Raw genomic sequence first — 26231 nt, 5'->3', positions numbered from 1 at the left:
TTGTTATGAAAAAACTATTTTAATTTATCTTTAACTTTACACGTCATATCAATTTATAAAGCAAACTTTTCAATTATAATTTCTCCATCTTCTTTCATATATGCCTTAATATCTTTTCCAGATACATCTAATATTCTTGATTTTTTATCAAAACAAAAAACAGTATTAATATATGCTATATTAGCAGTTATTATACCAGTTTTAGCAACTTCCAATCGTGTTACAACGCCAGCAGGGCTTCCGACTATTCCAAGCTTTATATTTTTTCCAGCAGATATAATACCTCCTCTAGCAACGGAATCTTTTTGAGTAAATTCTATATTTTCTAATGCTGTTAATGTAGAAACGTATTCTCCTTTACCATCTATAATAATATTACCTGTGGATTTTATTACACAATCTTGACAGTATCCTATTTTTATATCTGCTGGAACTATGATACCATCACTAAAAAAATCAATTTCATTCTCCAATAATTCTTTAAGTTGACTGAGCTCCTCTAAAGATTTTATTTTTAATACATTTAATGCCATCATTTTATTTCTTATAAAGTTAACCAATTCGATATTTCCATCATCTTCACAAATACTATGAGTTATTATGTTTAAAGACAACTTTGGTATAGTTTTAAACCTTTTTTCGATAAGAATTTTAACTATTTCTCCAATTTTTTTAAAATTATTATTAGATTCTAATACTTCATTAACTGTATGAATTATTTGTTCTAATATTGAATTATATTCTTTTAAATTATCTAAATATAATTTTTTTTCCATGTCTATTTGTCCTGTGAATAAAGTAGAATTTATGACATTTCCCTTTACATTTATTTCTCCACTAGCTACAACTTTAGCGCTATCTATGTTTTTAACTACATTTACAGCATTTCCTGCTTTAACCTCCATCCCTTCACTAATGCATTCTGAAATGTCAACATTTCCTGAAAAACGTATATTTCCTGACTTTAAATCAACATTATCAATTGAGTATACACTATTTACACTTACAATACCTTTTTTGCAGCATGGTCTTCCTGTTTTAGTGGCAATTATTTTATCATTGTCTATTTTACACCCCTCACCAATTTTGATAGGCTTGTCTTTTATACTTTTTCGTTTCAATATTTCTCCACATATATTTTTACCATCTTTACCTATTTCACTAGGTATTATTTCAGCTAAAAGTTGTCCCGCTTCTATATTAGCAATAGAATATAGATTTTTATAATCTATCTTATCTTCGGATAATTCATTTAATACTTTTTTCTCTTCAAGATCAAATAATATTTTAATCTCAGTTGGCTTATCATCAACTGCTGGAATTCCAGTTGCAATTAACATATTTTCGCACTTTAAAGAAGAACATGCTTCTATAAGATTTCTATAAATAATTCCTTCAATAATATTATTTTTTTTAAGAATTTCTTTAGCTTCTGAAATTGTATATTTATTTGGATAATTACCTTCAACTCTTTTAGTTTTTAGTGCCAGATTCCTATGAATTGACTTATCTACAAGTTCATATGTGTATTCTGGAATGTATTCAACTATTACATAGCATTTCATTTTATCTTCAGAAGTTTCTATATTGAAATTTCTTATAGCTTCAGTTTTTTTGCTTATATATTCAATTTTATCTAATTCTGTAATAGTATATAACGTTTTATTGTCACAAGGTTGTCCATTAATCAACAACTCAATACCATCACAAGATTTTATTGTTACAGTTTCAGAGTCATTATCAGATGGTTTTTTACAAACAATTATCTTTCCATTCTCGACTTTTGCTCCAACCACTGTTTGCATTTTATCACATTTATTAGTTTCTTTTAAGTTATAATTATCGCTATCTTCTGTCTTAGTATTTAAGTTTTTTTGTAAGAACATTGAACTTATTTTTCCCATATTATCAGCCCCTTGACTTCCATTTATTATATTATAACATTAATCGATTACATTATGTATATTTTTATCCACATTATAACAAAATATTTTATAAATTTGCTAGTACTTTAAATTTTACAATATTAAAAAATAAATTTATTAAAATATTGACTTATATTCAATCGTGTTTATATTAAGTTTAGTGTTATTGAAAATCTTATACTTGAGTTAATTAAAACTCTATAAATAATTTTAGATTAAAGAGGGTAGAGTTATAATCAAATATAATAACTCTACCCTCAATTTCAGTTCGTAATTCATTTATTAGTATGTTAATTTTTTATAATTTTCTAATCTTTCTATAGCTTCTCTTTCAGTCTTTTCGAATAATTTTTCTGCTTCTTCTGGAAATGCCTTAGCAAGAGAGGCATATCTTATTTCACCCATTAGAAAATCTCTAAAATTACCTTTAGGTTCTTTTGAATCTAGTGTAAATGGATTTTTTTCTCCTTTTAAAGCTGGATTATATCTATAAAGATCCCAATAACCACAATCAACTGCCTTCTTTTCTTCTTCTTGTGTATTTGACATTCCAATTTTTATACCATGATTTATACATGTAGAATATGCAATAATTAGTGATGGTCCATCATAAGCTTCAGCCTCTGTTATTGCTTTAATAGCCTGATTCTTATCAGCGCCCATTGCAATTTGTGCCACATACACATATCCATAAGTCATTGCTATCATTCCTAAATCTTTTTTCTTAGTCCTCTTTCCACTTGATGCAAATTTAGCTATAGCTGCTGTAGGAGTTGATTTTGATGATTGACCACCAGTATTTGAATATACTTCTGTATCAAATACTAATACATTAACATTTTCATTACTAGCAAGAACATGATCTAATCCACCATATCCAATGTCATAAGCCCATCCATCACCACCAAAAATCCATTGAGATCTCTTAATTAAAAATTCTTTATCTGCTAAAATTATATCCCCTATTTCACTTCTGTCATTTTCAAGAGCTTCAATAACTTTTTCTGATCTTTCTCTTGAACCTTCTCCTACATCTTTGTTGTCTAGCCATTCCTTTAATATTGACTTAGTCTGATCATCTAAATCATTATCAAGAGCCATTTGAACATTGCTAGCAATTCTTTCACGAATAGTTGTAACTCCTAAATACATTCCATATCCAAATTCAGCATTATCTTCAAATAATGAATTAGCCCAAGCTGGTCCATGGCCTTCTTGATTAATTGTATATGCAGTTGCTGGTGCACCAGCTGCCCAAATTGATGAACATCCTGTAGCATTTGCTATCATCATTCGATCTCCAAAAAGTTGAGTTACAAGTTTTGCATATGGAGTTTCACCACAACCTGCACATGCACCGCTGTATTCAAGAAGTGGTCTTTCAAATTGACTTCCCTTAACAGTTTTTTTATCCATTGGATTCCTCTTAGTAACTTTTTCAAGAGTATAATTCCAAACTTCAATTTGTTCATGTTGGCTGTCTTGTGATTTCATTATCAAAGCCTTCCCCGGCGCTGGGCAAACTTGAGCGCAATTTCCACATCCAGTACAATCAAGTGGTGTTACTCCAATTGTATAATATAGCTTTTCTTCACTCTTAATTGCCTTTGGTTCTACTAACTTTATACTTTCAGGTGCTTTTTCTTTTTCACTCTCATTTAATAAAAATGGACGTATACATGCATGTGGACATACATAAGAACATTGATTACATTGTATACATCTTTCAGGTATCCACTCTGGAACGTTTAACGCTATGCCTCTTTTCTCGTAAGATGTAGTTCCATGCATAAATGTACCATCATCAACTTTATTTTTAATAAAAGTCGAAACTGGAATAGCATCACCTTCTAATCTATTCATAGGTCTTACTATTTCTTTGATAAACTTTGGTAAATCTTCTCTAAGTTCATTATTCTCTTCTTTAGCAATTTTCCAATTTTCAGGCACTTTAATTTTAACTAATCCTTTTATTCCTGCATCTATTGCTTCATTGTTCATATTAACTACTTTTTCGCCCTTTTTACCATAAGATGTTACAACTGCTTCTTTTAAATACTTAACAGCATCTTCAATTGGAATTATATTGGCTAGTTTGAAAAATGCTGCTTGCATTATCATGTTAATTCTTCCGCCAAGTCCAATATCTTGAGCTATTTTTACTGCATTTATTGTATAAAATTCTATATTATTTTCTGCAATGAATCGTTTCATAGGTGCTGGTAATCGTTCATCTAATTCTTCACTATTCCAAATTGTATTTAATAAGAATTTAGAATTTTTCTTAAGTCCCCTTAATACATGATATTTATACACGTATGATTGGTTATGGCAAGCAATAAAATCGGCATTATCAATTAAGTAACGTGATTTTATTGGATTTTTTCCAAATCTTAAATGTGATACTGTTATACCACCAGATTTTCGTGAATCATAATCAAAGTATCCTTGAGCATACATATCTGTATGATCTCCAATAATTTTGATTGCACTCTTATTAGCTCCAACAGTACCATCTGAACCTAATCCCCAGAACTTACATGATGTTATTCCTTCTGGTGTAGCATCAATATGTTCAAGTGGTTTTAATGATGTATTTGTAACATCATCAATTATTCCAATAGTAAATCCATTCCTTGGATTTTCTTGAGCTAATTCATCATATACTGCAGCTATATGAGCTGGTGTTGGATCCTTTGACCCAAGTCCAAATCTTCCACCTACAATTACTGGTGCATCTTCCTTACCTAAATAACTACTTATTACATCTAAGTATAAAGGTTCACCAACACAGCCTGGTTCCTTAGTTCTATCTAAAACAGCTATTTTTTTTACGCTTTTTGGTATAGCTTTTAATAACTTCTTTATAGAAAATGGTCTGTATAGTCTGACCTTAATTAATCCTACACTTTGCTTATTAGCATTTAAATAATCAATTGTTTCTTCAATTACATCTGTTACAGATCCCATAGCTATTATTATTCTATCTGCATCCTTAGCTCCATAATAATCAAAACAATGATATTCTCTACCAGTAAGCTTAGTTATTTCACTCATGTATTTTTCAACAATATCAGGAACATTTTCATAATATTGATTTACAGCTTCTCTAGTTTGAAAATATATGTCTGGATTTTGAGCTGTCCCTCGTGTAACTGGATGATTTGGATTCAAACTATTTTCTCTAAATGCTTTAACAACATCATAATCCACTAATCCTGCCAATTCATCTTGATCTATCATTTCGATTTTTTGAATTTCATGCGATGTTCTAAATCCATCAAAAAAATTCATAAATGGTATTCTAGATTTTATAGTAGCTAAATGTGCAACCCCACTTAAATCCATAACTTCTTGAATAGAACCTTCAGCAAGCATTGCAAATCCTGTCTGCCTAGCTGCCATAACATCTTGATGGTCTCCAAAAATATTTAGTGAAGATGTGGCTAATGCCCTAGCTGCAACATGAATAACACATGGTAACATCTCTCCTGCTATTTTATACATATTAGGTATCATAAGTAATAGACCTTGCGATGCTGTATATGTAGTTGAAAGAGCTCCAGCCTGTAAACTTCCATGTAAAGCTCCAGCGGCCCCTGCTTCTGATTGCATTTCAACTACTTTTACAGGCTGACCAAAAATATTTTTTTTACCTTGCGAAACCCATTCATCAACATGTTCAGCCATTGGAGATGAAGGAGTTATAGGGAAAATTACTGCTACTTCTGTAAATGCATAAGATATATATGCTGCAGCTGTATTTCCATCCATAGTTTTCATTTTTCTCATTTTATTTACCTCATTTTCTTAATTTTAAACATAATAAATAAAAAATAATTATTATTTTTATATGATTTATTATTCTCTAATTTAATGTTTGTTATGTATTTATTCTAAGGTAAAATAAAAATAAGCTAAGTATAGTTTCTAAAATGGAACCTATGAAATAGACACTTAAAAAAGACTATTTTTATAGGTTCTTTTTTTGTACAATAAAATCAAGTATAAATTCAGTCAGGATGTGAACTAATGAGTAAAAAACTATTTACTAATAAAGAAATTGAATTGTTATCAAAGAATAAATATATAAAAAACGTCACAAATAAAGCAATCACGTATACAGATGAATTTAAAATACTTTTTATCGCTGAGCGTAGCAAAGGTAAACTACCTATTCATATTTTTCAGGATGCAGGATTTGATACAGATGTTATTGGAAATAATAGAATTTGGTGCGCAAGTAAAAGATGGCGTAATATTTATAATGAATCAGGAGCGCTTGGATTGAGAGATTCTCGAAAATTAAATAGTGGTCGTCCACTAAAACGTGAACTAACCGTGAATGAAATAATAGCTAAAAAAGATGCTGAAATTGCTTATTGGAAAGCGGAGGCAGAACTATTAAAAAAATCGAGCTGCAAGAAAGGCAGGTGAAAAATAATAAATTAAGTTCAACATCAATATTCAAGATCATACAGAGTATAATTTCAAAATACAGTTATAAAAATATAATTTCTCATTTATGCAAAATAGCTGAAGTCTCTAGATCAGGATATTATAATTATTTAAATTCAAGTAATAAGCGTAATTCTAAAGATGAAAAGGATTTAGAATTAAAGCATATAATTCTTAAAGCATTTAATCATAGAGGCTACAAGAAAGGATCACGCTCTATAAAAATGGTTTTAGAACATGAATTTAATAGAGTAATAAATCGAAAGTGTATACAAAGAATTATGAGAAAATATAATATTGTGTGTCCAATTAGAAAGGCAAACCCTTATCGTAGAATGATGAAAGCTACTAAAGAACATACAGTTCTACCTAATACTTTGAACAGGGAATTCAAACAAGGTTTGGTCGGTAAGGTATTATTAACTGATATAACTTATTTAACATATGGAGCATCTAATAGAGCCTATTTATCTACTATTAAAGATGCTTCTACAAATGAAATTCTCTCGTATCATCTTTCAGAAAGTCTTACATTAGATATAGCTACTGAAACTGTTAAAAAGCTGATGAGGAATCATAAAAAATTACTTGATAAAGATGTTTTTATTCATTCAGATCAAGGCGTTCATTACACTAGTCCTAGATTTCAAAAACTTCTTAAGAAATATAAAATTGGACAATCCATGTCTAGACGCGGAAACTGTTGGGACAACGCCCCGCAGGAATCATTTTTTGGACATATGAAAGATGAAATAGACTTAAAAATTTGTACAACATTTTACGAATTAGAATCAACAATTAATAATTATATGGATTACTATAATAATTACAGATACCAATGGGGACTTAAAAAGCTGGCTCCTGTTCAATATCGGGACCAGCTTTTAGCTGCCTAGCCTTTTTCAAAATGTCCTTGACATAGGGACCATTTTATTCTTTTATCTCTATACTTAGCTTACCTTTATTTTTAAAAATATTTTTTACTTCAAAGATATTTTAGTTCTAATTTTTCTAAAATCGAAACATATTTATCTCTTACATGTAAGTTACTGCTTTCAAATTTACAACAATCATCATCTATAGATTTTAATACTTGATCATCAAGCTCTCTTTGTGCAAATTTATATATAACATTATTTTCTTTTTCAATATGTCTTTCTAATAAATCAGCATAACTAATGGCATTTGCAATTACATCTAAAAGTGCTTCTTTGTTTCCGTTTTTTAAATCCTTTAGTGATTTATCAAGAGTCATTATATAGTATCTTCCTAAATCATGTTCCACGAGCATTCCATACTTTACAGTTTTTTCTCCTAATGCCCCAAGATTTTCTACCATCTTATTGAAAAGAAAATTTTCTTCCTTTTTGTGATGATGACAATCTGCATAATTTCTAATAAAATCTATAATTAAGTAAAAGTCATCATAGTTTACCTTATGATTTTCTAAAGATTCAAAGCAGACTTTTCGTACAACCTTAAGCATGCGTTTTATATATGCATGTTCTTCTACCATTAAATCTACTGCATTCATCAGACATTACCTCCCAACATATACTTTATATGTTCAATTTATATGTTTAATAGATTGCATAAATATATTAAATTATTAAAGTTCCATCTTTATTTCGAATATATTTAGTTAGCACTTTTGTATTGCCATTACGCCATTTTCTTTTTCTATATATTCAAATTCCGGACTAACCTCATTTACAAATGCTTTAATCCAAAGATTTCTTAAATAATAGAAGTATTCCACATCTCCATTTGCTTCATTCCATATATCTTTATGAACACAGATTGTTCTTCTCCATTCAACTATATTTTCTTCCGAAGTTATTACTTCATTAACTCTATCACATGGCATTCCATCTAATATATAATCATTTATACTATTAAATATATCTACCGCAGTTGTAAGCTCGCCAGAATTTTCAATAACTTCTCTAGCTGCTTTAGTTCCTTGATAAGTATATATTTCTTCCATTTTAGATTTTGATTTTTCATTGTTTCTAATAATTTCAGTTGTCCATGCTGCCATTCTTCCTTCAGCAGAATGTATTTTTGATTGTAGCCATCCATGAATATTACCTGTATCAATCATATCTTCTAGAGGTTTATTTGGAAGCTTAGCTCCATATTTTTTTTCTATTTCGTTTGATAAAATTTCAATATTTAATCCTTCTTGTTTTGCAAGACTAATTATTTCATCTTCTAGTCTTTCAAACCATAAAATTTTATTAAATAACCAATAATGTATTTTTCCTAAAAATAAACTCATTTCATATCCTCCTAATTTAAAATGTAAAAAAATATTGCAGTTAAGCCATTTTTTAATATTTATCCCTATAAGCATTTTGTAAAGTATAACAAAATATTACAAAAGTTTTTGACGTTTTTTTGACGTCAAATATTATTAATAATATTATGACCTATCTGTGAACTAATGATACTATAATAATTTATGAATTTATGTAACATATGATACAAACTATAATAAAGAATTAAATTTTTTTATTTTAAATATTAATATAGAGTTGTTCGTTTTTTTGATTTTTTAAGTAAAAACAGATAATTAGGGATAATTATAAAAATCTATATTAATAATCTTTTCTGAATTAGTGAATACGATACTTACATATCAATCTCCAGTATAGCATGGCAGGTAGTTTATGTTTTACACGTGCACAGACTCAATAGAATATAATACTTAATAAAAATAAGTTCTAGTTAAACTTATTTTAAGCAAAACTAGAACTTATTATTTATATTATTACTATTTTCTTATAGGTTTCTTTAATATTGCCATTATAATCATACCAACTATCGCACCTATTACAACTGCTGCAATATATCCAAATGGATTTCCTATAACTGGAACAACGAATATTCCACCATGTGGTGCCATTAGTGTACAATTAAATAACATTGAAATTGCACCTGCTGTAGCTGATCCAACTATACAAGAAGGTATTACTCTTATTGGATCTGCTGCTGCAAAAGGTATTGCACCTTCTGTAATGAATGATAATCCCATGATATAATTTGTTATACCTGATTTTCTTTCATTTTCAGTAAATCTATTTCCAAAGAATGTTGTACATAATGCAATTGCAAGTGGTGGAACCATACCACCAGCCATTACAGCTGCCATTATTAAGAAACCGTTTTGGTTTCCAGCAGCCATTGATGCACTAAGAGATGCTGTACCAAATACATATGCTGCTTTGTTGAAAGGGCCACCCATATCTATTGCCATCATACCAGCAACAACTATTCCAAGAAGAACTTTACTTGTTCCACCCATTGAATTAAGGCCATTTGTAAGTCCAGTATTAATTGCACCGAAGAAAGGATTTACAGCAATCATTATTAATCCAACTAATAATATTCCAAATACAGGATATAACAATGTTGGTTTTAATCCTTCTAATGTTTCTGGTAATGCATTAAAGATTTTCTTTAATGCTAACACTAAATAACCTGCAAGAAAACCTGCGAACAATGCGCCTAAGAAACCGCCACTAACTACTGCTACTTTTGGATCAAAAGCACTTGCAAAAGTTATACCTTCCTTAGCTATAAATCCACCAACAAAACCAACTGCTAAACCTGGTCTATCAGCAATACTCATAGCTATATAACCAGCAAGTATAGGTAACATAAATCCAAATGAACTACCACCAACCTTCATGAAAAATGCTGCTAATGGTGTACCTGATCCAAATCCACTAGGATTTGCAGGGTTAAATGTATCGAAAAGGAATGCTAAAGCTATAAGTATACCTCCACCTATAACAAATGGTAACATATGAGATACACCATTCATAAGATGTTTGTAAATTTGACGTCCAATTCCTTCACTTTCAATTTCTGAGTTATCTTCACTTCCACCTTCGTGATGATAAATTGGAGCACTTCCATTTGTAGCTTTTTCAATTAATTCAGTAGCTTTATGAATTCCATCTGCCACCTTAGTTTTTATAACTCTTTTCCCATCGAATCTTGCCATTTCAACGTTTTTATCAGCTGCTATAATTATACATTCAGCATTTTTAATTTCTTCTTTAGTTAAAACATTCTTAGCTCCTCCAGAACCGTTTGTTTCAACTTTTATTGAAACGCCCATTTCTTTACCCTTGTTTTCAAGACTTTCAGCTGCCATATAAGTATGTGCGATTCCAGTAGGGCAAGCAGTTACTGCCAATACTCTATAACCATCATTACTTACACTAGCTTCTTTTCTAGGTTCATCTGGAAATTTTTCAGCTTCTTTTTCATCTATTAATCTTAAGAATTCATCTTTATCAGTACAGTTTATTAAACTTGTTCTAAAACTTTCATCCATCAATATTGTAGATAATCTTGCTAGAACTTCTAAGTGTAAATTGTCACTATTATCTGGCACTGCTATCATGAAGAAAAGGTGTGCTGGCATTCCATCTAATGAATCATAATCTACGCCTTTCTTACTTACTGCAGCTGCAAGTGAAGCTTGTTTAACAGCCTTAGTTTTTCCATGAGGTATTGCTATTCCATCTCCAATACCTGTAGTACTTAATTCTTCTCTAGCTAGTATTGCTTTTTTATATTCTTCTTTATTATTTAAATTCCCTGTTTTATCCATAAGGTCGACTAATTCATTAATACACTCATTTTTAGATGCTGGACTAATATTTAAATTAATACCTTGTTTGTGTAATAGATCAACTATTTTCATAAAATATTCCTCCCTTAATTCCTTTGTTTAATGTAAACCTTTAAATTGATATTTTATAATAAATTATATTATTATTTCATTTGAAGTAATAATTCTTCAACTTGTTCTTTAGTTGCAAGTTCTTCTGAAAAGGCACTTGCACTACCAGTTGCAATTCCCATTTTAAATGCTTCATCTATATTTTTATTTTTAAGATATCCGCATAAGAAACCTGCAACCATAGAATCTCCTGCTCCAACTGAATTTTTTAATACTCCCTTTGGAACTTCTCTTTTTATTGGCTCTCCATTTTCAGGTAGAAGAATAGCGCCATCTCCAGCCATTGATATAAGAACATTCTTTGCTCCCATTTCTTGAAGCTTTTTACCATATGTAATTATATCTTCATCACTCTTTAATTCTATATTGAACATTTCTGCTAATTCGTGGTGATTTGGTTTAATTAAAAATGGTTTATATTTTAATACTTTTAATAATAAGTCCTTTGTTGCATCAACTACGAATTCTATTCCTTTATCTAATAAACTCTTCATTATGTTTTCATAAATATCATCAGGTACACTATTGGGTATGCTTCCTGATAATATAAGGTAATCACCTTTAGTTAATGAATTTAATTTTTCATAAAGATTTTGTAAATCAGTTTCAGTTATTACTGGTCCTGAACCATTGATTTCTGTTTCTCCATCACTTTTAAGTTTTACGTTTATTCTTGATAAACCATTTTTTAATTTGATAAAATCACAGTTAACCCCATGTTCTTTAACCTGTCTCGAAATTTCTTCACCTGTAAATCCAGCTATATATCCCAAAGCTGTATTTTCTACTCCTAAATTCTTTAGAACAATTGATACATTAATTCCCTTACCACCTGCATATACTTGTTCTTCTAAACTTCTATTTAAAGCATCAACTTTAAAAGAATCAACTTTAACTATATAGTCTAAAGAAGGGTTTAGTGTTATAGTATTAATCATTTTTTACCACTCCTATTACATTAGTATCATAACTATTATTATTGCCATTTATTTTAATTGTTATTAGTGTTGAATCTGTTATTGCTCCGAAAGTTATAAAACTTACTTCTTCTAATTTAGATTGATCTGCTAATACAAAGGATTCACTAGATCTTTTCATGGCTTCTGCCTTAACCATTGCTTCATTCATGTCAGGGGTAGTATAGCCATTTTTATTACTTACGCCATTAGTTCCTAAAAATGCCTTTGAAAAATTAAATTTTTTCAAATCATCTACTGCACTACTTCCTACTATCGCTTCTGTAACGGCCTTCAATTCTCCTCCTAATATAAAGGTTTTAATTCCCTTTTCTAAAAGCTTTTTGGCATGACTTATACCATTTGTAACTACAGTTATGTTTTTTGCCTCAATGAAATCAATTAATAGTTCTGTAGTTGTTCCAGCATCTAAGTATATTACATCATTTTCTTTAATTAAACCTGCTGCATATTTTGCTATTAATTTTTTTTCTTCAGAATTTAAAGTTTGTCTAACATTGACTTGGTAATCATGTTTAGAAGTACTTTCTCCTATTAAAATAGCACCTCCATGAATTTTTTTCAAAAGACCTTCACTATCTAAAGAATTTAAATCTCTTCTTACTGTAGACTCCGAAGCATCAAGTATATTGACTAAATCCGTGACTGAAACTATTCCTTTTTGTTTCAGTTCTTGAAGAATGATATTATATCTTTCTTCTGTAAACATTATCACCACTCCTCTTCTTTATAATATACCATCTTATAAAAAAAATCAATCATTTTCATTCAAAATAATTCACTTTTTTTATTTTTAAATGTTTACATTTTGATTTTTTTGACTAATATCCCTCAATATGTAATTATTTTGATTGATTTCAATCTATCATTATCATAAATAATTTATTTTGAATATTTACCTTATATTTTTTCTTTATAAACGAATCATGCTCTAATGTAATCATATAAAACTTAAATTTATTATTTATAATACAATTCTTTATTATAAATACATTCTATAAACAAGTTAATATATTAATTTCCTTAATTATTTGCCATCACTTTCAATATTACATAGGATAAAATATTTCGCTAAAAATTTCATACATATTCTATAAAAATAATATAATTGTTTACTTTTCAGGTAATATTATAACATGTGAATTTCTACTAAAATATAAAATATGATAAAATTTATTGGATTTTATATAAATAATTAAAATTATGAAATCAAAAAATAACATTCAAATCCCTATAAATAGAGATTTGAATGTTATTTTATAAAAATCTATGCTAATACGCCTAAAGCAGTTCCTATAATTCCTACTACAAATAATCCAAATATAATTAGTAATGGATTGACCTTTTTCTTTAATAAATACATGCATAAGAAAGTTAATAGAAGTGGTACTAAACCTGGCATCAAACTATCTAATACACTTTGAATTGTTGTAGTAACTTGCGTTCCATCACTTTTTGTATATTGAGAAAGAACAAACGGAATGTTAACTGTAGTCCATTTTGATACAAGTCCACCTATAACTAATAGACCTAGAACTGAAGATCCTTCTGTAAGATATCTTAATTTATTTCCAGCCATATCAGAAACTAATTGAGTTCCTTTTTCATATCCATAAAACATTCCATACCAATTTGTTGCAAGTCTTATAACATTGAATCCTAAGAAGAATATTAACGGTCCAATAATACTTCCGCTTAATGCAAGTCCGGCTCCTAATGCTGCAAGTACAGGCCTTACAGTTCCCCAAAATATTGGATCTCCAACACCCGCTAAAGGTCCCATTAATCCAACCTTAACACCACTAATTGATGATTCATCAATAGGAGCACCATTAGCTCTTTGTTCTTCCATGGCTGCAGTTATTCCCATAATTGGAGTTGCAACGAAAGGTTGAGTATTAAAGAATTCTAAATGTCTTTTTAACGCAGCACTCAATTCATCACCCTTATATAGCTTCTTTAATGCAGGGATTAATGTTACACAAAATCCTATTGCTTGCATTCTTTCAAAGTTATATGATCCCAATAAAAAATTTGAACGAATAAACATTTTTATTATATCACTTTTATTTAATTTTTTTTCACTCATCGTTAGAACCTCCCTCAACTAAGCTATAGTAATTCTGAATCATCTACATCATCAACGCCGCCAGTTGCAACTGCTGCTACAGCTTGACCTTGATTAGCAATTGATTTGATATGGAATATTGCTGCAATAACACCTACTGCACCGAAACCAATTAAATTGAAGTTAGTAAATGCTGCTAATAAGAATCCTATGAAGAAAAATGGCATTAAAGCTTTACTATTCATCATATTAATTACCATTGCATATCCAACTACAACTATGAATCCTCCTGATACTTGTAACCCCTTTGTTATAACTTCTGGAATAGCTGCAAGCATTGCATTTACAGCATCAGTACCCGCTAATACTCCTACTATTGCAGCTGGCACAGCAACACGAATACCTTGAAGTGCAAGTCCCGCAATATGGCATATTTCTATTCCTGTTGTATTTGCATTTTCTGCACACTTATCAGCCAAATGTTGAAAGAATACTGTTATTGTTCTTACAAATATAGTAAGTACTTGTCCTGCTGCGGCAATTGGAATTGCAACCGCTATACCTGCACCTATTGATTGCTTTCCAACTATTACTAATACTGCTGAAATTACACTTGCAAGTGCTGCATCTGGTGCCATAGCGGCACCAACATTCATCCAACCAAGTGCTAGCATTTCAAGAGTTCCACCTAATATAATTCCGGTTTGAAGATCACCTAATACGAGTCCTACTAGTGTGCACGCAACTAATGGTCTATGGAATTGTGCTTCATCAAGTACACTACCCATACCAGCAATTGCTGCAACTATTATTAATAAAATTAATTGTAAAGTGCTCATTTGTAATTCCCCTCTTTCTTCTTTAACAAAATATATATAATAATAACGTAATATATTATTTGCAATGTAGAATCAACTTATAGTCTATTCTACATTTTTATTAAATAAAAAATTATATTCATATACTTATAATTTAATCTAAACATTAAATAGTTTAGATAAGATTTAAACTTTTAAGTTTATCAATTAAATCAACCTTAGAATCTTGTGCTAATTTTCTTAATTCTAATTCAACACCTTTTTCGCTAATTTTCTTGAATGATTCAATATCCTTATCATCTACACAAACTGCATTAGTAATTTGTGTTTTACCTTCTTTAAAGCACATTCCACCAACATTTACAGACTTAAAATCAACTCCGCCTTCTATCATTCTTAAAACATCAGTAGGATTTGTAAATAAGAATAATGTTTTAAAACTATCATATTTAGGATTTTTATATGCTGCTATTGCCTTTTCAATTGGTAAAACATATGCTTTATATCCTTGTGGACAAACTTGTAATAATAATTGTTTTCTTAAAGGATCATTAGCGACTTCATCGCTGCAAGCCATTATTCTGTTGCATCCGCTAGCTTTAGTCCAAACTGTAGCTACTTGTCCATGTATTAATCTGTCATCAATTCTCACAAAACTTATTTCCATTTTTGTATTCCTCCATTTTTCTTTAATATAATTCTGTTTTTTCATAATCCTCTGGCAATCTTTTGATAAAATTTATAATTACTCATACTGTTGTCGCAATTACATAGTTATTTTACATCCTAAAATATTCATCCCCTCTAAATCGTTTTCAATATACAAAATAATACACTATGACTTATTTGAAATATATTTAGCAGATATAAGTAAAAACTACAATTGTTGAATCCCTTTGTATAAAGCATTTATAAATTTATGTATTTGTTCTCCTTTCTTGATTATATTTAAAGCAACTATTATGCCAACAAAGTGTATTACAAAAGAAAAAAATAATCATGGTGATTCATATTCATTCAATATCAGTCATATACATTCATAAGGAATTATTTAATATATCATAAAATTATTTTTATATTTAATACTATATTTTTTTATATTAATATACTTAATCTAAACTTTAATTATTTTTCTAATATTTTAATACTCTTATATCTTATGTTAATACTCTTTACTGAAGATTTAATACTGAAAAATTAAAAATACAGATTATTAATTATTAATCTATATTTTTAATTATTAATTCATTTAAATTTATCAACATATATAACCCTAGATGTATATTTAATACAAAATTAGTAAATTATATCAAGAAAGACATGAAACTCTAAAAAAATAGAGATAGTATTCATGACTACCCGTACTATCTCTATTTTCGTATTTTATTTAGTTTTTTTGTTTATTTTCTATATTTTCAACTCTAAAAAATAGTAATGAAATAAAAAATCTAAGAATGCATATTCAAAAAAATATTTCAGACATTACAATTATTGTGTTTTTCATTAATTAAAACATTAATAATAACTTAACTAAAGTCTAATCTAACATAATCTCCATTATCATCCATAATCAACTCTAAATCAGCTGAATAATGATTTTTTAGAACTCTTCTAATATTAACTCTATCACTCTTTTTATAAAAACTTACAGCCTCTTCATGACTAAGTCCACCTTTCATCTTTCTTTCAATCAGTCTACTCTTCAGCAAGTTCTCATCTGCATAAACAAAAATACTATAGTCACAAAAATCTTTTAAATTGCTCCACTTTGCTTCATCTGATAATAGCCAATTCCCCTCAATTATAACTATTTTTTTATCAACAAATATATTTTCATCTACAACATCATGAATATTTCTATCATATACTGGCCATTTAATATTTTTCTTTTGTAATTCCTTTAACTTAACTATTAATTTATCTATATCAAATGTTTCTAAACATCCTTTAACTTCACTCATAGGAGTTTCATTACCATTTATATTGATACTATGGCTTTTTATATAATCTGCATAAAAATGAAATCCATCTAATCCTATCGCTTGTATTTCTTCTACTCCTTCTACATTTTTGGATAAGTACTCAAGAAATAGTGATAAAGTTGTTTTTCCAACTGCAGGAGGTGCTGCTAAAAAAATTATAAATCGTTCATCCTTTTTCTTGCTCATTTTTGTCCATTTTTTTAACATTGGAATAAAAATTTTATTAATAGTTTTCTGGGAATAAGATGATTTTATGTCAAAACCATTTACATTAAAATTGAATTAAATAAATAATGGATGATAATTGAAGTGTTATATATTTCTTAATCTAATTAATATAAATTCTATATTAATAATTGAAATATACATTAAATTAATGCGATTTATATAATTACTATTAATCTTAAACATTAGTTTAAAAACATTATATAATTACAATATATTAAATTGAACAGATATTAATATATTGTAATTACGCATAAAGCTAGTCATTTTTTCTTATTAAGCTTATAAAAATACCATATTATCGAAGTTATAAAAGCAAATAAAATTTTTATCATAAGATCTGATGCAGTATCTTCAAGTCCTCCATTTATCATATCTGTTTTAAAAAAATAATCTCCTATAAATTCAAAAATTTCCCATAGAGTTCCTAAAGTAATTGAAAAACAAAATGCAAATATTAAAGTAAAAATAATAAATCGTTTTTCAGTTGTTCCTTTCCCTTTTATAATAATTCCTTGTATTATATTTAACGCTATAATAACAGCATAACAGCCAAACAATCCATGAAGAAACAAGTCCCACCACCAAAACTTAACATAGAATCTTTTGATTTCACCAAAGTACAATGTAAGTATAATAAACAATACTGATATTAATTGAAAATTTGAAGGTAGAAATATTTTCTTTTTATTTGTAACATAAGTAATTATAAAAGGAATAGTAATACACAAACCTGCCAAAATAATCTGGCCTAGATTTTGCTCTTGTCTTAATGTAATACGCAGAATAGTTGTAATTGTTAACATTATCTCAAATATCACTGTAATTCCAATTGCTAAGTTACTATTCTTATTATTCATAAAAATCATCCCTTCCTCTGATACCTTTCATAATTAAATTACATATGTTTTAATAACAAATCTACAATAATTCTAATAATATCTTTTCCTTATTAAATTAAAAATATCAAATTATTATATATAAGAAAAAGCACAACACTAAATAAAATTTTAGTGCAATGCCTCCATTTATAATTTTAGGCACATACAAAAAATAACAAGTCTATTTTCCATCACATTTTGGCTTGTTATTTTCTTTTATGTACCTTACAAAAAGTTCTACAGTTTTTAATTTTTATATTCTTAAAAATATTCTTATATTTATATGTATATTTTCTTAAAATCAAAGTTTTTTATCTATATTAATTAATTTCAAGATCTAAAGCTTTTTTTATGCTATCAATTCCTAATCTATCTATTGTTTTTCCCAGTCTTTCTCCTTTTTTACCACTTTCTTTGTAATAATTTATTACTTTTTCTGAAAGTGATTCTATCTCATCAACATTCACATATCTAATAACGCGATTTCCCAACCTTATATCTCGTCCAAACTTACCACCTATATACATTACTATGCCTTCTTTTTCAAGCTTCATAGCTTTAAAAGGACAATTCTTTATGCATTGTCCACATGAAAGGCATTTACCATAATTTATTACAGCCTTCTTATCTACAATCTCAATAGCTTTTACCTTGCAAGTACGTTCACAAATTTTGCATCCCTTACAAGTATCTATTTCTACTTTTGGTTCATTTTGAGCCATAAATCCTAAATCGCTTATTGGTGCTTTTACGCAATTATTGGGACATGCAGTTATTCCGATTTTAAATTTGCCTGGTAACTCCATTCCTAAAAACTTTTCATCTAACTTTCTAGCAATTTCTTGCGAATCTATTAATCCATATTTGCAAATTGAACCTTTACAACCAGCAACACCTACAACTGTAAATCCTGTACCACCTGTTTTAAGACCTGCTTCTGCAATTTTTCTCTTTACTTGTGGAATTAATTCTTCTTTTATCCAAGGAATTTCTATACATTGTCTAGTAGTAAATCCCATATATCCCTTTCCATACATATCAGCTATATCAGACAAACAACGTACCTGATCAGAGGTTAAATTTCCAGCTGTCGTCATTACTCGAAGTGAAAAATGTTCTTTATCTTCTTGTCGCATATAACCTTCTAATTTTAATAATCTAAGTTCTTCCTTATTCAATTGTCATTCAATCCTTTCTCTAGAAAACAATTCATATATGTTTTAATTAATGGCTAATTACTTCAGACAAATATAATTGCAATTTTACGTTAACTATAAATTGCAAAACTATAACATCGATTCATTATATTATCCATGCTTAATGACCTTCTTGAATTATAAAAATTAGAACAAAATGAAATTTAAAATTAATATTATAAATACACTATATATAATTTAATAAATTTGTCTAATAACTAGGAAACTAATTTGTTAGAGTCATATATTCTCAAAAAGTTACATAAAGCACATGTGATTCAATTAGTAAATGATACTACAAGCAAAAAATCCTACAAAAAGCTAACAGCAATATGCAGGTTTATTTCTATTCCACTCAATTCTAGATTATTAATATTATGACTCCATAAAATACAATATCATTCTTTTTTTTATAAAACCGTGATGTAAATCACGATTTAACATACTTATACAAATTTCATAAAGCATACCATATTAATTTAGTTATTCTAATCCAAAACTAACCTTCTGTAATTAACTATGGACACAACTATCCCATTAAATTTTTTATCCATAATAACTAAAAGTGAAATTTTCTAATTCAAAGAAAATCTCACTTCATTAGGTGTTATTTTTCAATTCATTTTCATTTTTTCAAATTTCCAATCAAACTTTGAATCTCATCTTCATTTAAAACTCTATACTGACCTTTATCTAATGATTCATCTAATTTTAATTCACCAATAGAAACCCTCTTCAAATATACAACATAACAACCTACTGCTTTTAACATACGTTTTACTTGATGCTTACGCCCCTCTGAAATAGTAAGATACCCAGAAACAACAGGCTGATTATAATAATTTGAATCTATATTATATAAATTATTAATATTCATTTCATGTTTATACTCTTTGTACGTTCCACAATTTTGAACTTGAATTTTTGCAGGTCTTGTACGTATTTCACCTTTTTGAATGTAAAGTCCTTCCTTTAATTTTTTAATATCATCTTCATGTAAAGAACCTAAAGCCCAAAAATAGTACGTTTTTTCAACATGCTTTTCTGGATACATTAGTTTATGTTCAAATTCACCATCATTTGTTAATAAAAGTAATCCTTCTGTATCCTTATCCAATCTTCCAACATGAAATATTCCTTCCATATTAACATCATTAAAATAATCAAATACTGTTTTATTAACGTCATCTCTTCTTGCAGTAACACAGCCAGCAGGTTTATTAAACATATAATACACTTTTCCAATATAAGTTACCACTTTATTAAGATATTCAATAACATCAGAATTTTCATCAATTTCAATTGCAGGTTCTGTTATCAAACTTCCATTTACCTTAACCATACCTTCTTTTATATAACTCCTAACATCTTTCCTCCTCCCAATTGAGGATATTGCTAAAAATTTATCTAATCTCATTTTTATTTCCTCTCTCTTCCGGTGTTTAATAAATCTTAATGAACAAAAGCAGATAACTTTTAATTCTATTTTTTCATACGAAACTAATATTATAACATGTCTTATTGATTATATAAATACATTTTCATGAATGATACATAAAAAAGCTATCCCTTTTGAGGATAGCTTTTTAGAACCTAATTATTTTTTAAATAATATCAATGTTTTATCCTTGCATGCATAATAAGATGTTATCTTAAAATACCTTGTGTAAATTCATCTAAATCTACATCGCTATCTATTCCACTAACACTTCCTTTATCAGAATATTGATGACCTACTCTTGAACCTGAAGACCATACATTATTTGATGGTAAGTTATTAAGTGGATTATTGTTATAGTTAGCTTCCCATAAAGTATATCCGGATAATCTACTATCAAGATTACTATTAATAAAGCTACTATATGTATATATACATACATCCATATTACTTAAACTTTTAAACTTATTTATGAATCTTAAAGTATAATCCATAACATTAAATCCACTTGATTCTACATCAAGTGCTGGTTTTAAATCACTTTGCTTATCCTTTATACTATTATAAAAGTTCTCAGCTTGTGATTCTGGAGAGCTTGACCCATCTAAATAATGATAGAATCCAACTTTTAAACCAACACTTTTTGCATTAGTATAATAAGTATCTAAATACTGATCTCTAAATGTTGAACCTTGTGTAGCTTTCATATATACTAATTGTACTCCATCAGCTTTAACGCTTGAGAAATTTACATTTCCATCCCAATTACTAATATCAATTCCCTTATATAAAGTATTTTCTTTAACTGGCACAAATTTAGTTTCAAAGTTTGCACTTAAATCTACCTTTTTTGTACTTTTTCCATCGTCACCCAATGTATAACCATCTATTGTAGTATTAACAAGCATTTTTCCTGTAGCTGTATCTAAATAATATGATTCTCCATTATATGTAACCCAACCTGTTGCCATACTTCCATCGTCTTTAAAGTCATACCATGATTCATCAATTTTAATCCAACCTATTGTCATAGCTCCTGAATTATTTAGATAATAAGATTTATTATTATCTTTAACCCAACCAGTTACCATAGATCCATCAACATTCAAGTAATACCACTGATTATTTAACAATGCCCAACCTGTTGCCATAGCACCACTGCTCTTAAACATATATTTCTTGCCGTTTATTTCTTTTAAGCCAGTTACCATGCTTCCATCATCTTGAAGAAAGTATTTAGAGTTGTTTAATTCTTTCCAGCCCTTTGCCATAGCTCCAGAATAATCCAAGTAATACCAAGTACCATTAGGATTAATCCAGCCAGTTTTCATTTTTCCATCATATCCTAAATAATACCAATTCTTATCTGGCTTAATCCAACCTGTTGCTTTAGTATTATCTGATTTATAATAATACCAATCTCCATTTTCATTTTTCCAGCCAATTGTTGACGTTATATTAGGCTTGTCCACTTCACTATTATTATTTACAGTAGAATCTGTTATGTTAAGTGCATCAGACTTATTTTCAGACGTTGCTACTTTTGCAATTGAACCTGATGATGGTGTTGCATATATTTTTAAATCAGTTGTTGCTGCTTGTACATTTAATTCTGGCATTAAACTAAATAATACCGCAAAAACTAAAATAAAACCAATAATATTCTTTTTAATATTCACAATTATCATTCTCCTTGTTATACTTTCTTATACTTAGCGAATTAGTTTTGCACTTATAATCCATTATAGGACGTATATATTTGTATTATTTTTTATCAATATTTGGATCACCTTCTTTTCTTTAAAAACAATACCATTTAATATTATACACTGGTAATATTAAAATTTCTATCTACATAATCTTAAAAATTCATTTAATTTTCTCTAAACCATAGGCCTATTATGAACAACAATATTACAATTACAAAAATTTCACTTTCAAAATATTAAATTTCTTTCTAATAAAGATGAAAAACAGCTTGCAGCGCACCATGTAAAAAGCTGAGTTTTTTAAATACACGAGAACTTCAGCTTTTTTAGTGTATTTAGATACATGAAAAAAATAACAAGTTCATTTGTTAACTTATTTTCATCATTTTACATAATCAAATTTCTGCAATACCAAGCTTATTACGTAAATTTGATTATGTTAAATGATGAAAAGCATCAACTTTAGACTTGTTATTTATTTTCATTGTGCTATTTCTTAAATTTATAATTCGAACTAAAGAATTTATACAATATTATTTGTATTGTTCCAATGTATTTAATAAAACCTGTGTATCAAATGGTTTCCTAATATAACTCTTAGCACCAAGGGCTATACATTCATCTTTTACTTCTTCATATCCTACTGCTGATATTATAATCACAACTGCTTCAGAATTAATATTCATTATTTCAGTTAATACATCAATACCATCTTTTCTAAACTCAGACATATTCAAATCCAAAATCACAATATCTGGATTTTCAGTCTTATAAATCTCTATTGCTTCTTCTTTCCCTGATGCTTCAAAAGTTGAATATGAGCCACCTTTTTTAATAATCTTTTTTACAAACATACGCATATACGATGAATCATCCACTATTAATACCTTTTTCATGTCAAAAACTCCTTTTACCTACAATTTTTAAGAACTTAACAAAACAAGTCTCTTATTTGAATAAAAAGTCTAGCACATTCATTCATTTCTTGTTTTATAGCTTTTTGTTCGAGATTAACTGCTAATTGATGAATAGAATCCATTCTTAAAGTTCCGGTTGAACCTTTTAATTCATGCGCTAATCCTTCCAATTTTTTAAAATCACTGTTCTGAATAGCATCATTAATACCTGATAATAAATCTGGTAGACATTTTATGTATTCCTCAAATATTTCAATTGCATCTTCTTTTTCAAGTCCTGTAATTTTAACAAAGTTATCAATATAATTATGTATTATATTATTATACTCGGTTGCAACTTTTCGTACTTTAGTATTTGTTTCTATCATATTAAACATTATCTCAAAATTAACAGGTTTACTAATATAATCATCCATACCAGCATCAATACACTTTTGTCTATCCCCTTGCATTGCATTAGCAGTCATTGCAATAATTGTAGTATGCTTTTTGTCTCCTTCCATACGCCTTATCTTAGCTGTGCTTTCATACCCATCCATTATTGGCATCTGACAATCCATAAATACAATATCATAATCCTTTTCTGATATTGCCTTTAATGCCTGACTACCATTTAATGCTACATCACAAGTCATATTATGAGATTTAAGCATACTTATAACGATTTTTCGATTTACTTGATTGTCTTCTACCAATAAAATTCTAGGCTTTGATAGTTCCTTAACTTCTTTAACTATATTTTTTGTTGTAACTTCTTGTTCTTGTTTCTCTTCTTTTTTTAATCCTAATACTGTGGCAATACAGTTAAGTAAATCATCTCTTTTAACAGGTTTAGTTAAATACGATGAAAAACCATGTTCTTTTACATCCTTACCATTTTCTCTTTGCATTGCACGATTTAAAAGTACTAACTTAATATCATTTACAAAAGGTATTGTTTTTAAAGTAGCTACAAGTTGATAACCATTCATATCAGGCATTTGATAATCTATGATAGCAACACTTATTTTGTTTTTTGTATTTACATTTGAGAGAATTGTAGTAAGTGCACTAGTAGAATCTTCAGCTTCAAATATATTCAAACCAGTTCCTTGAAGATACGAACTAACAATTTTTCTATTATTATAGTTATCATCGACAATTAAAATATTTATATCATCAAACATTTCAAACATATTTTTTTGTTCAGAAGCTCTTTTAGCTATTTTTAGTCTAACATTAAATTTAAATATTGAACCTTCACCTAGAGTGCTTTTAACAGAAATTTCTCCACCCATCATTTTTACTAGTTCACTAGAAATTGCAAGTCCAAGACCTGTTCCTCCGTACTTTCTTGTTGTAGAAGCATCTGCTTGAGTAAAAGATTGAAAAAGATTGGTAATTTCTTCCTTGCGAATTCCAATTCCAGTATCCTTTACTTCAAAATTAAGCAATCCAATTTCGTTTTCCTCCTCTAAATAATCAACCGTGACCAAAATCTCACCATTTTCAGTAAACTTAACTGCATTGCTTATTAGGTTATTTAATATTTGTCTAAGCCTTGATGGATCACCAATTACTTCTTCAGGAACATCTGAGACAATCATTGAATGAAGTTCTATTCCTTTTTCCGTTGCTTTTGGAGCGAAAAGTGAAACTGAATTTTCAATGATAGATCTTAAATTGAATTCAATCTTTTCCATAGTTAACTTTTTTGCTTCAATTTTCGAAAAGTCTAATATATCATTAATAATATGTAATAATATCTCTGAAGCAGATTTTGCTTCACATATAAATTCTTTTTGTTCCAATGATAAATTAGTTGATTGCAATAGCTCAAGAAATCCAAATATTCCATTCATTGGTGTTCTTATTTCGTGAGACATATTTGCGAGAAATTGACTCTTAGCAATATTTGCTGATTCTGCCTGTTCTTTTGCCTTATATAACTCAATTTCTGACAATCTCTGTTCTGTAATATCCTCAGCAGTACAGATAAGATATTTTATATTACCTACTTCATCTCTCTGAGGCTTACTTTTTATTTTAAGCAGCCTATTCTCACCTTTCCAATTCTTGATTTCAAGTTCTTTTTCTGATGGTTCATTATTTTGAAATAAATCCCAATTAATTTCAGCAAGTTTATTTGCTGTATCTATATCAAATATATCATACAAATCCTGATACTCTAAATCATCTTTCTTCTTGCCAAAAAATTTTGCATGAGCCTCATTAACAGTTGCATAAGAAGTAATATTGCTTAACGCCCAAATTTGAGATTTTGAATTATTTAGTAAAATTGCTTGTCCATCAATTATGGCTTTATATGTTTTCTCATTTGTAATCCTTATCCTTGCATATGAAAAAGCCCTTGAAATATCAGTTAATATTTTGATTAAGTGTTCTTCCCATGTTATAGGCTTTGACAAACTTTCATAGCCTACAAAACCAATTAATTTGTTTTTATTTTTCAACGGAAGTATAAGTAACGCTTTTATACCCTCTTTTCTAAACGTCTCAGATTCAAATATTGCTTCATTTGGAAGTTCCTCTGTATTATTTATTGCAACAAAATCATTATTCTTAATCTCGCGGATTAACCAAGGAAGAGTATAAACTGCCTCTTCCTCCTGTATTTTTCTTTTGGGATTTACCTCTTTCCTATTCCATTGGCATTCCATTTGCATAAAAGTAGGATCCTTAGAAAAATAATAAATAAAAATTCTATCTAAATTAAAGCAAAATCCAATTTCCTCCAATGTTTTTTCTAATTCAATTTTATAATTGATACTATCCACATCTAAAAATTTCTGAAAAATATTATGAATCAGTTTTATACAGTTATTGAAATACACATCATTTGTGCAATTCTCTCTACCCTTCATAAAGTCACTCCCCA

At 28.6% G+C, this 26231-nt stretch carries 17 protein-coding genes and 1 pseudogene; 1 reads left to right on the top strand and 17 read right to left on the bottom strand.

Annotated features, from left to right (window positions below):
• Positions 1 to 53: 53 nt before the first annotated feature.
• Complete coding sequence (locus CLSA_RS10760) at positions 54 to 1904, bottom strand: DUF342 domain-containing protein (RefSeq protein ID WP_022746352.1); 1851 nt, start codon at positions 1902 to 1904, stop codon at positions 54 to 56.
• 303 nt (positions 1905 to 2207) lie between these two features.
• Entirely contained in the window at positions 2208 to 5717 is a 3510-nt protein-coding gene (gene nifJ / locus CLSA_RS10755; protein ID WP_022746351.1) for a pyruvate:ferredoxin (flavodoxin) oxidoreductase, read from the bottom strand.
• 240 nt (positions 5718 to 5957) lie between these two features.
• Here nifJ and CLSA_RS10745 point away from each other — a divergent pair.
• Positions 5958 to 7279, top strand: a protein-coding gene (locus tag CLSA_RS10745) for an IS3 family transposase (protein WP_418235954.1) whose coding sequence is annotated in 2 segments (ribosomal slippage) — positions 5958 to 6339 and positions 6339 to 7279 — 1323 coding nt in all. Because the reading frame shifts where the segments join, the coding sequence is not laid out codon by codon here.
• Positions 7280 to 7368: 89 nt separating this feature from the next.
• Here CLSA_RS10745 and CLSA_RS10740 read toward each other — a convergent pair.
• The 15 genes and pseudogenes from CLSA_RS10740 to CLSA_RS10670 form a co-directional block, all read right to left on the bottom strand.
• Entirely contained in the window at positions 7369 to 7917 is a 549-nt protein-coding gene (locus CLSA_RS10740; RefSeq protein WP_022746350.1) for a hemerythrin domain-containing protein, read from the bottom strand.
• Positions 7918 to 8025: 108 nt separating this feature from the next.
• A complete protein-coding gene (locus tag CLSA_RS10735; RefSeq protein ID WP_022746349.1) occupies positions 8026 to 8664 on the bottom strand; it encodes a hypothetical protein in 639 nt (212 codons plus the stop codon).
• Positions 8665 to 9159: 495 nt separating this feature from the next.
• The gene (locus tag CLSA_RS10730; RefSeq protein WP_022746348.1) at positions 9160 to 11103 is read right to left on the bottom strand and encodes a PTS fructose transporter subunit IIABC; all 1944 of its coding nucleotides are present in this window, start codon (positions 11101 to 11103) and stop codon (positions 9160 to 9162) included.
• 71 nt (positions 11104 to 11174) lie between these two features.
• Positions 11175 to 12080 (bottom strand): 1-phosphofructokinase, encoded by a 906-nt coding sequence (gene pfkB / locus CLSA_RS10725; protein WP_022746347.1) that lies wholly within the window; start codon positions 12078 to 12080, stop codon positions 11175 to 11177.
• The gene (locus CLSA_RS10720; protein ID WP_022746346.1) at positions 12073 to 12828 is read right to left on the bottom strand and encodes a DeoR/GlpR family DNA-binding transcription regulator; all 756 of its coding nucleotides are present in this window, start codon (positions 12826 to 12828) and stop codon (positions 12073 to 12075) included. The genes pfkB and CLSA_RS10720 overlap by 8 nt, the downstream gene beginning before the upstream one ends.
• 558 nt (positions 12829 to 13386) lie before the next feature.
• The gene (gene manZ / locus CLSA_RS10715; protein ID WP_022746345.1) at positions 13387 to 14208 is read right to left on the bottom strand and encodes a PTS mannose transporter subunit IID; all 822 of its coding nucleotides are present in this window, start codon (positions 14206 to 14208) and stop codon (positions 13387 to 13389) included.
• Positions 14209 to 14231: 23 nt separating this feature from the next.
• The gene (locus tag CLSA_RS10710) at positions 14232 to 15026 is read right to left on the bottom strand and encodes a PTS mannose/fructose/sorbose transporter subunit IIC (protein ID WP_022746344.1); all 795 of its coding nucleotides are present in this window, start codon (positions 15024 to 15026) and stop codon (positions 14232 to 14234) included.
• A gap of 154 nt (positions 15027 to 15180) precedes the next feature.
• Positions 15181 to 15672, bottom strand: a complete 492-nt coding sequence (locus CLSA_RS10705; RefSeq protein WP_022746343.1) for a PTS sugar transporter subunit IIB — start codon at positions 15670 to 15672, stop codon at positions 15181 to 15183.
• Between the two features lie 859 nt (positions 15673 to 16531).
• Positions 16532 to 17254 (bottom strand): annotated as a pseudogene (locus tag CLSA_RS10700) (nucleoside/nucleotide kinase family protein); the annotation flags it as partial.
• 221 nt (positions 17255 to 17475) lie between these two features.
• Positions 17476 to 18072, bottom strand: a complete 597-nt coding sequence (locus CLSA_RS10695; RefSeq protein ID WP_022746341.1) for a DUF2238 domain-containing protein — start codon at positions 18070 to 18072, stop codon at positions 17476 to 17478.
• A 341-nt stretch (positions 18073 to 18413) separates the two neighbouring features.
• Complete coding sequence (locus CLSA_RS10690) at positions 18414 to 19271, bottom strand: 4Fe-4S binding protein (RefSeq protein ID WP_022746340.1); 858 nt, start codon at positions 19269 to 19271, stop codon at positions 18414 to 18416.
• Between the two features lie 643 nt (positions 19272 to 19914).
• A complete protein-coding gene (locus tag CLSA_RS10685) occupies positions 19915 to 20706 on the bottom strand; it encodes a pseudouridine synthase (RefSeq protein ID WP_022746339.1) in 792 nt (263 codons plus the stop codon).
• A gap of 230 nt (positions 20707 to 20936) precedes the next feature.
• Complete coding sequence (locus CLSA_RS10680) at positions 20937 to 22406, bottom strand: GH25 family lysozyme (protein WP_022746338.1); 1470 nt, start codon at positions 22404 to 22406, stop codon at positions 20937 to 20939.
• A 563-nt stretch (positions 22407 to 22969) separates the two neighbouring features.
• Positions 22970 to 23332, bottom strand: a complete 363-nt coding sequence (locus CLSA_RS10675) for a response regulator (protein ID WP_022746337.1) — start codon at positions 23330 to 23332, stop codon at positions 22970 to 22972.
• A 35-nt stretch (positions 23333 to 23367) separates the two neighbouring features.
• Complete coding sequence (locus tag CLSA_RS10670; protein WP_022746336.1) at positions 23368 to 26217, bottom strand: response regulator; 2850 nt, start codon at positions 26215 to 26217, stop codon at positions 23368 to 23370.
• Positions 26218 to 26231: the final 14 nt, after the last annotated feature.

Source organism: Clostridium saccharobutylicum DSM 13864, from assembly GCF_000473995.1.
Taxonomy (GTDB): Bacteria; Bacillota; Clostridia; order Clostridiales; family Clostridiaceae; genus Clostridium; species Clostridium saccharobutylicum.
Note: the sequence above shows the minus strand (reverse complement) of the source record. Positions and strands in the feature narration are given on the sequence as shown.

Coding starts and splice junctions, on each gene's coding strand:
- CLSA_RS10695 (WP_022746341.1), bottom strand. CDS start 18,072: ATGAATAATAAGAATAGTAACTTAGCAATTGGAATTACAGTGATATTT.
- CLSA_RS10670 (WP_022746336.1), bottom strand. CDS start 26,217: ATGAAGGGTAGAGAGAATTGCACAAATGATGTGTATTTCAATAACTGT.
- manZ (WP_022746345.1), bottom strand. CDS start 14,208: ATGAGTGAAAAAAAATTAAATAAAAGTGATATAATAAAAATGTTTATT.
- CLSA_RS10675 (WP_022746337.1), bottom strand. CDS start 23,332: ATGAAAAAGGTATTAATAGTGGATGATTCATCGTATATGCGTATGTTT.
- CLSA_RS10730 (WP_022746348.1), bottom strand. CDS start 11,103: ATGAAAATAGTTGATCTATTACACAAACAAGGTATTAATTTAAATATT.
- CLSA_RS10685 (WP_022746339.1), bottom strand. CDS start 20,706: ATGAGATTAGATAAATTTTTAGCAATATCCTCAATTGGGAGGAGGAAA.
- CLSA_RS10735 (WP_022746349.1), bottom strand. CDS start 8,664: ATGAGTTTATTTTTAGGAAAAATACATTATTGGTTATTTAATAAAATT.
- nifJ (WP_022746351.1), bottom strand. CDS start 5,717: ATGAGAAAAATGAAAACTATGGATGGAAATACAGCTGCAGCATATATA.
- CLSA_RS10760 (WP_022746352.1), bottom strand. CDS start 1,904: ATGGGAAAAATAAGTTCAATGTTCTTACAAAAAAACTTAAATACTAAG.
- CLSA_RS10740 (WP_022746350.1), bottom strand. CDS start 7,917: ATGAATGCAGTAGATTTAATGGTAGAAGAACATGCATATATAAAACGC.
- CLSA_RS10710 (WP_022746344.1), bottom strand. CDS start 15,026: ATGAGCACTTTACAATTAATTTTATTAATAATAGTTGCAGCAATTGCT.
- CLSA_RS10720 (WP_022746346.1), bottom strand. CDS start 12,828: ATGTTTACAGAAGAAAGATATAATATCATTCTTCAAGAACTGAAACAA.
- pfkB (WP_022746347.1), bottom strand. CDS start 12,080: ATGATTAATACTATAACACTAAACCCTTCTTTAGACTATATAGTTAAA.
- CLSA_RS10705 (WP_022746343.1), bottom strand. CDS start 15,672: ATGGAAATAAGTTTTGTGAGAATTGATGACAGATTAATACATGGACAA.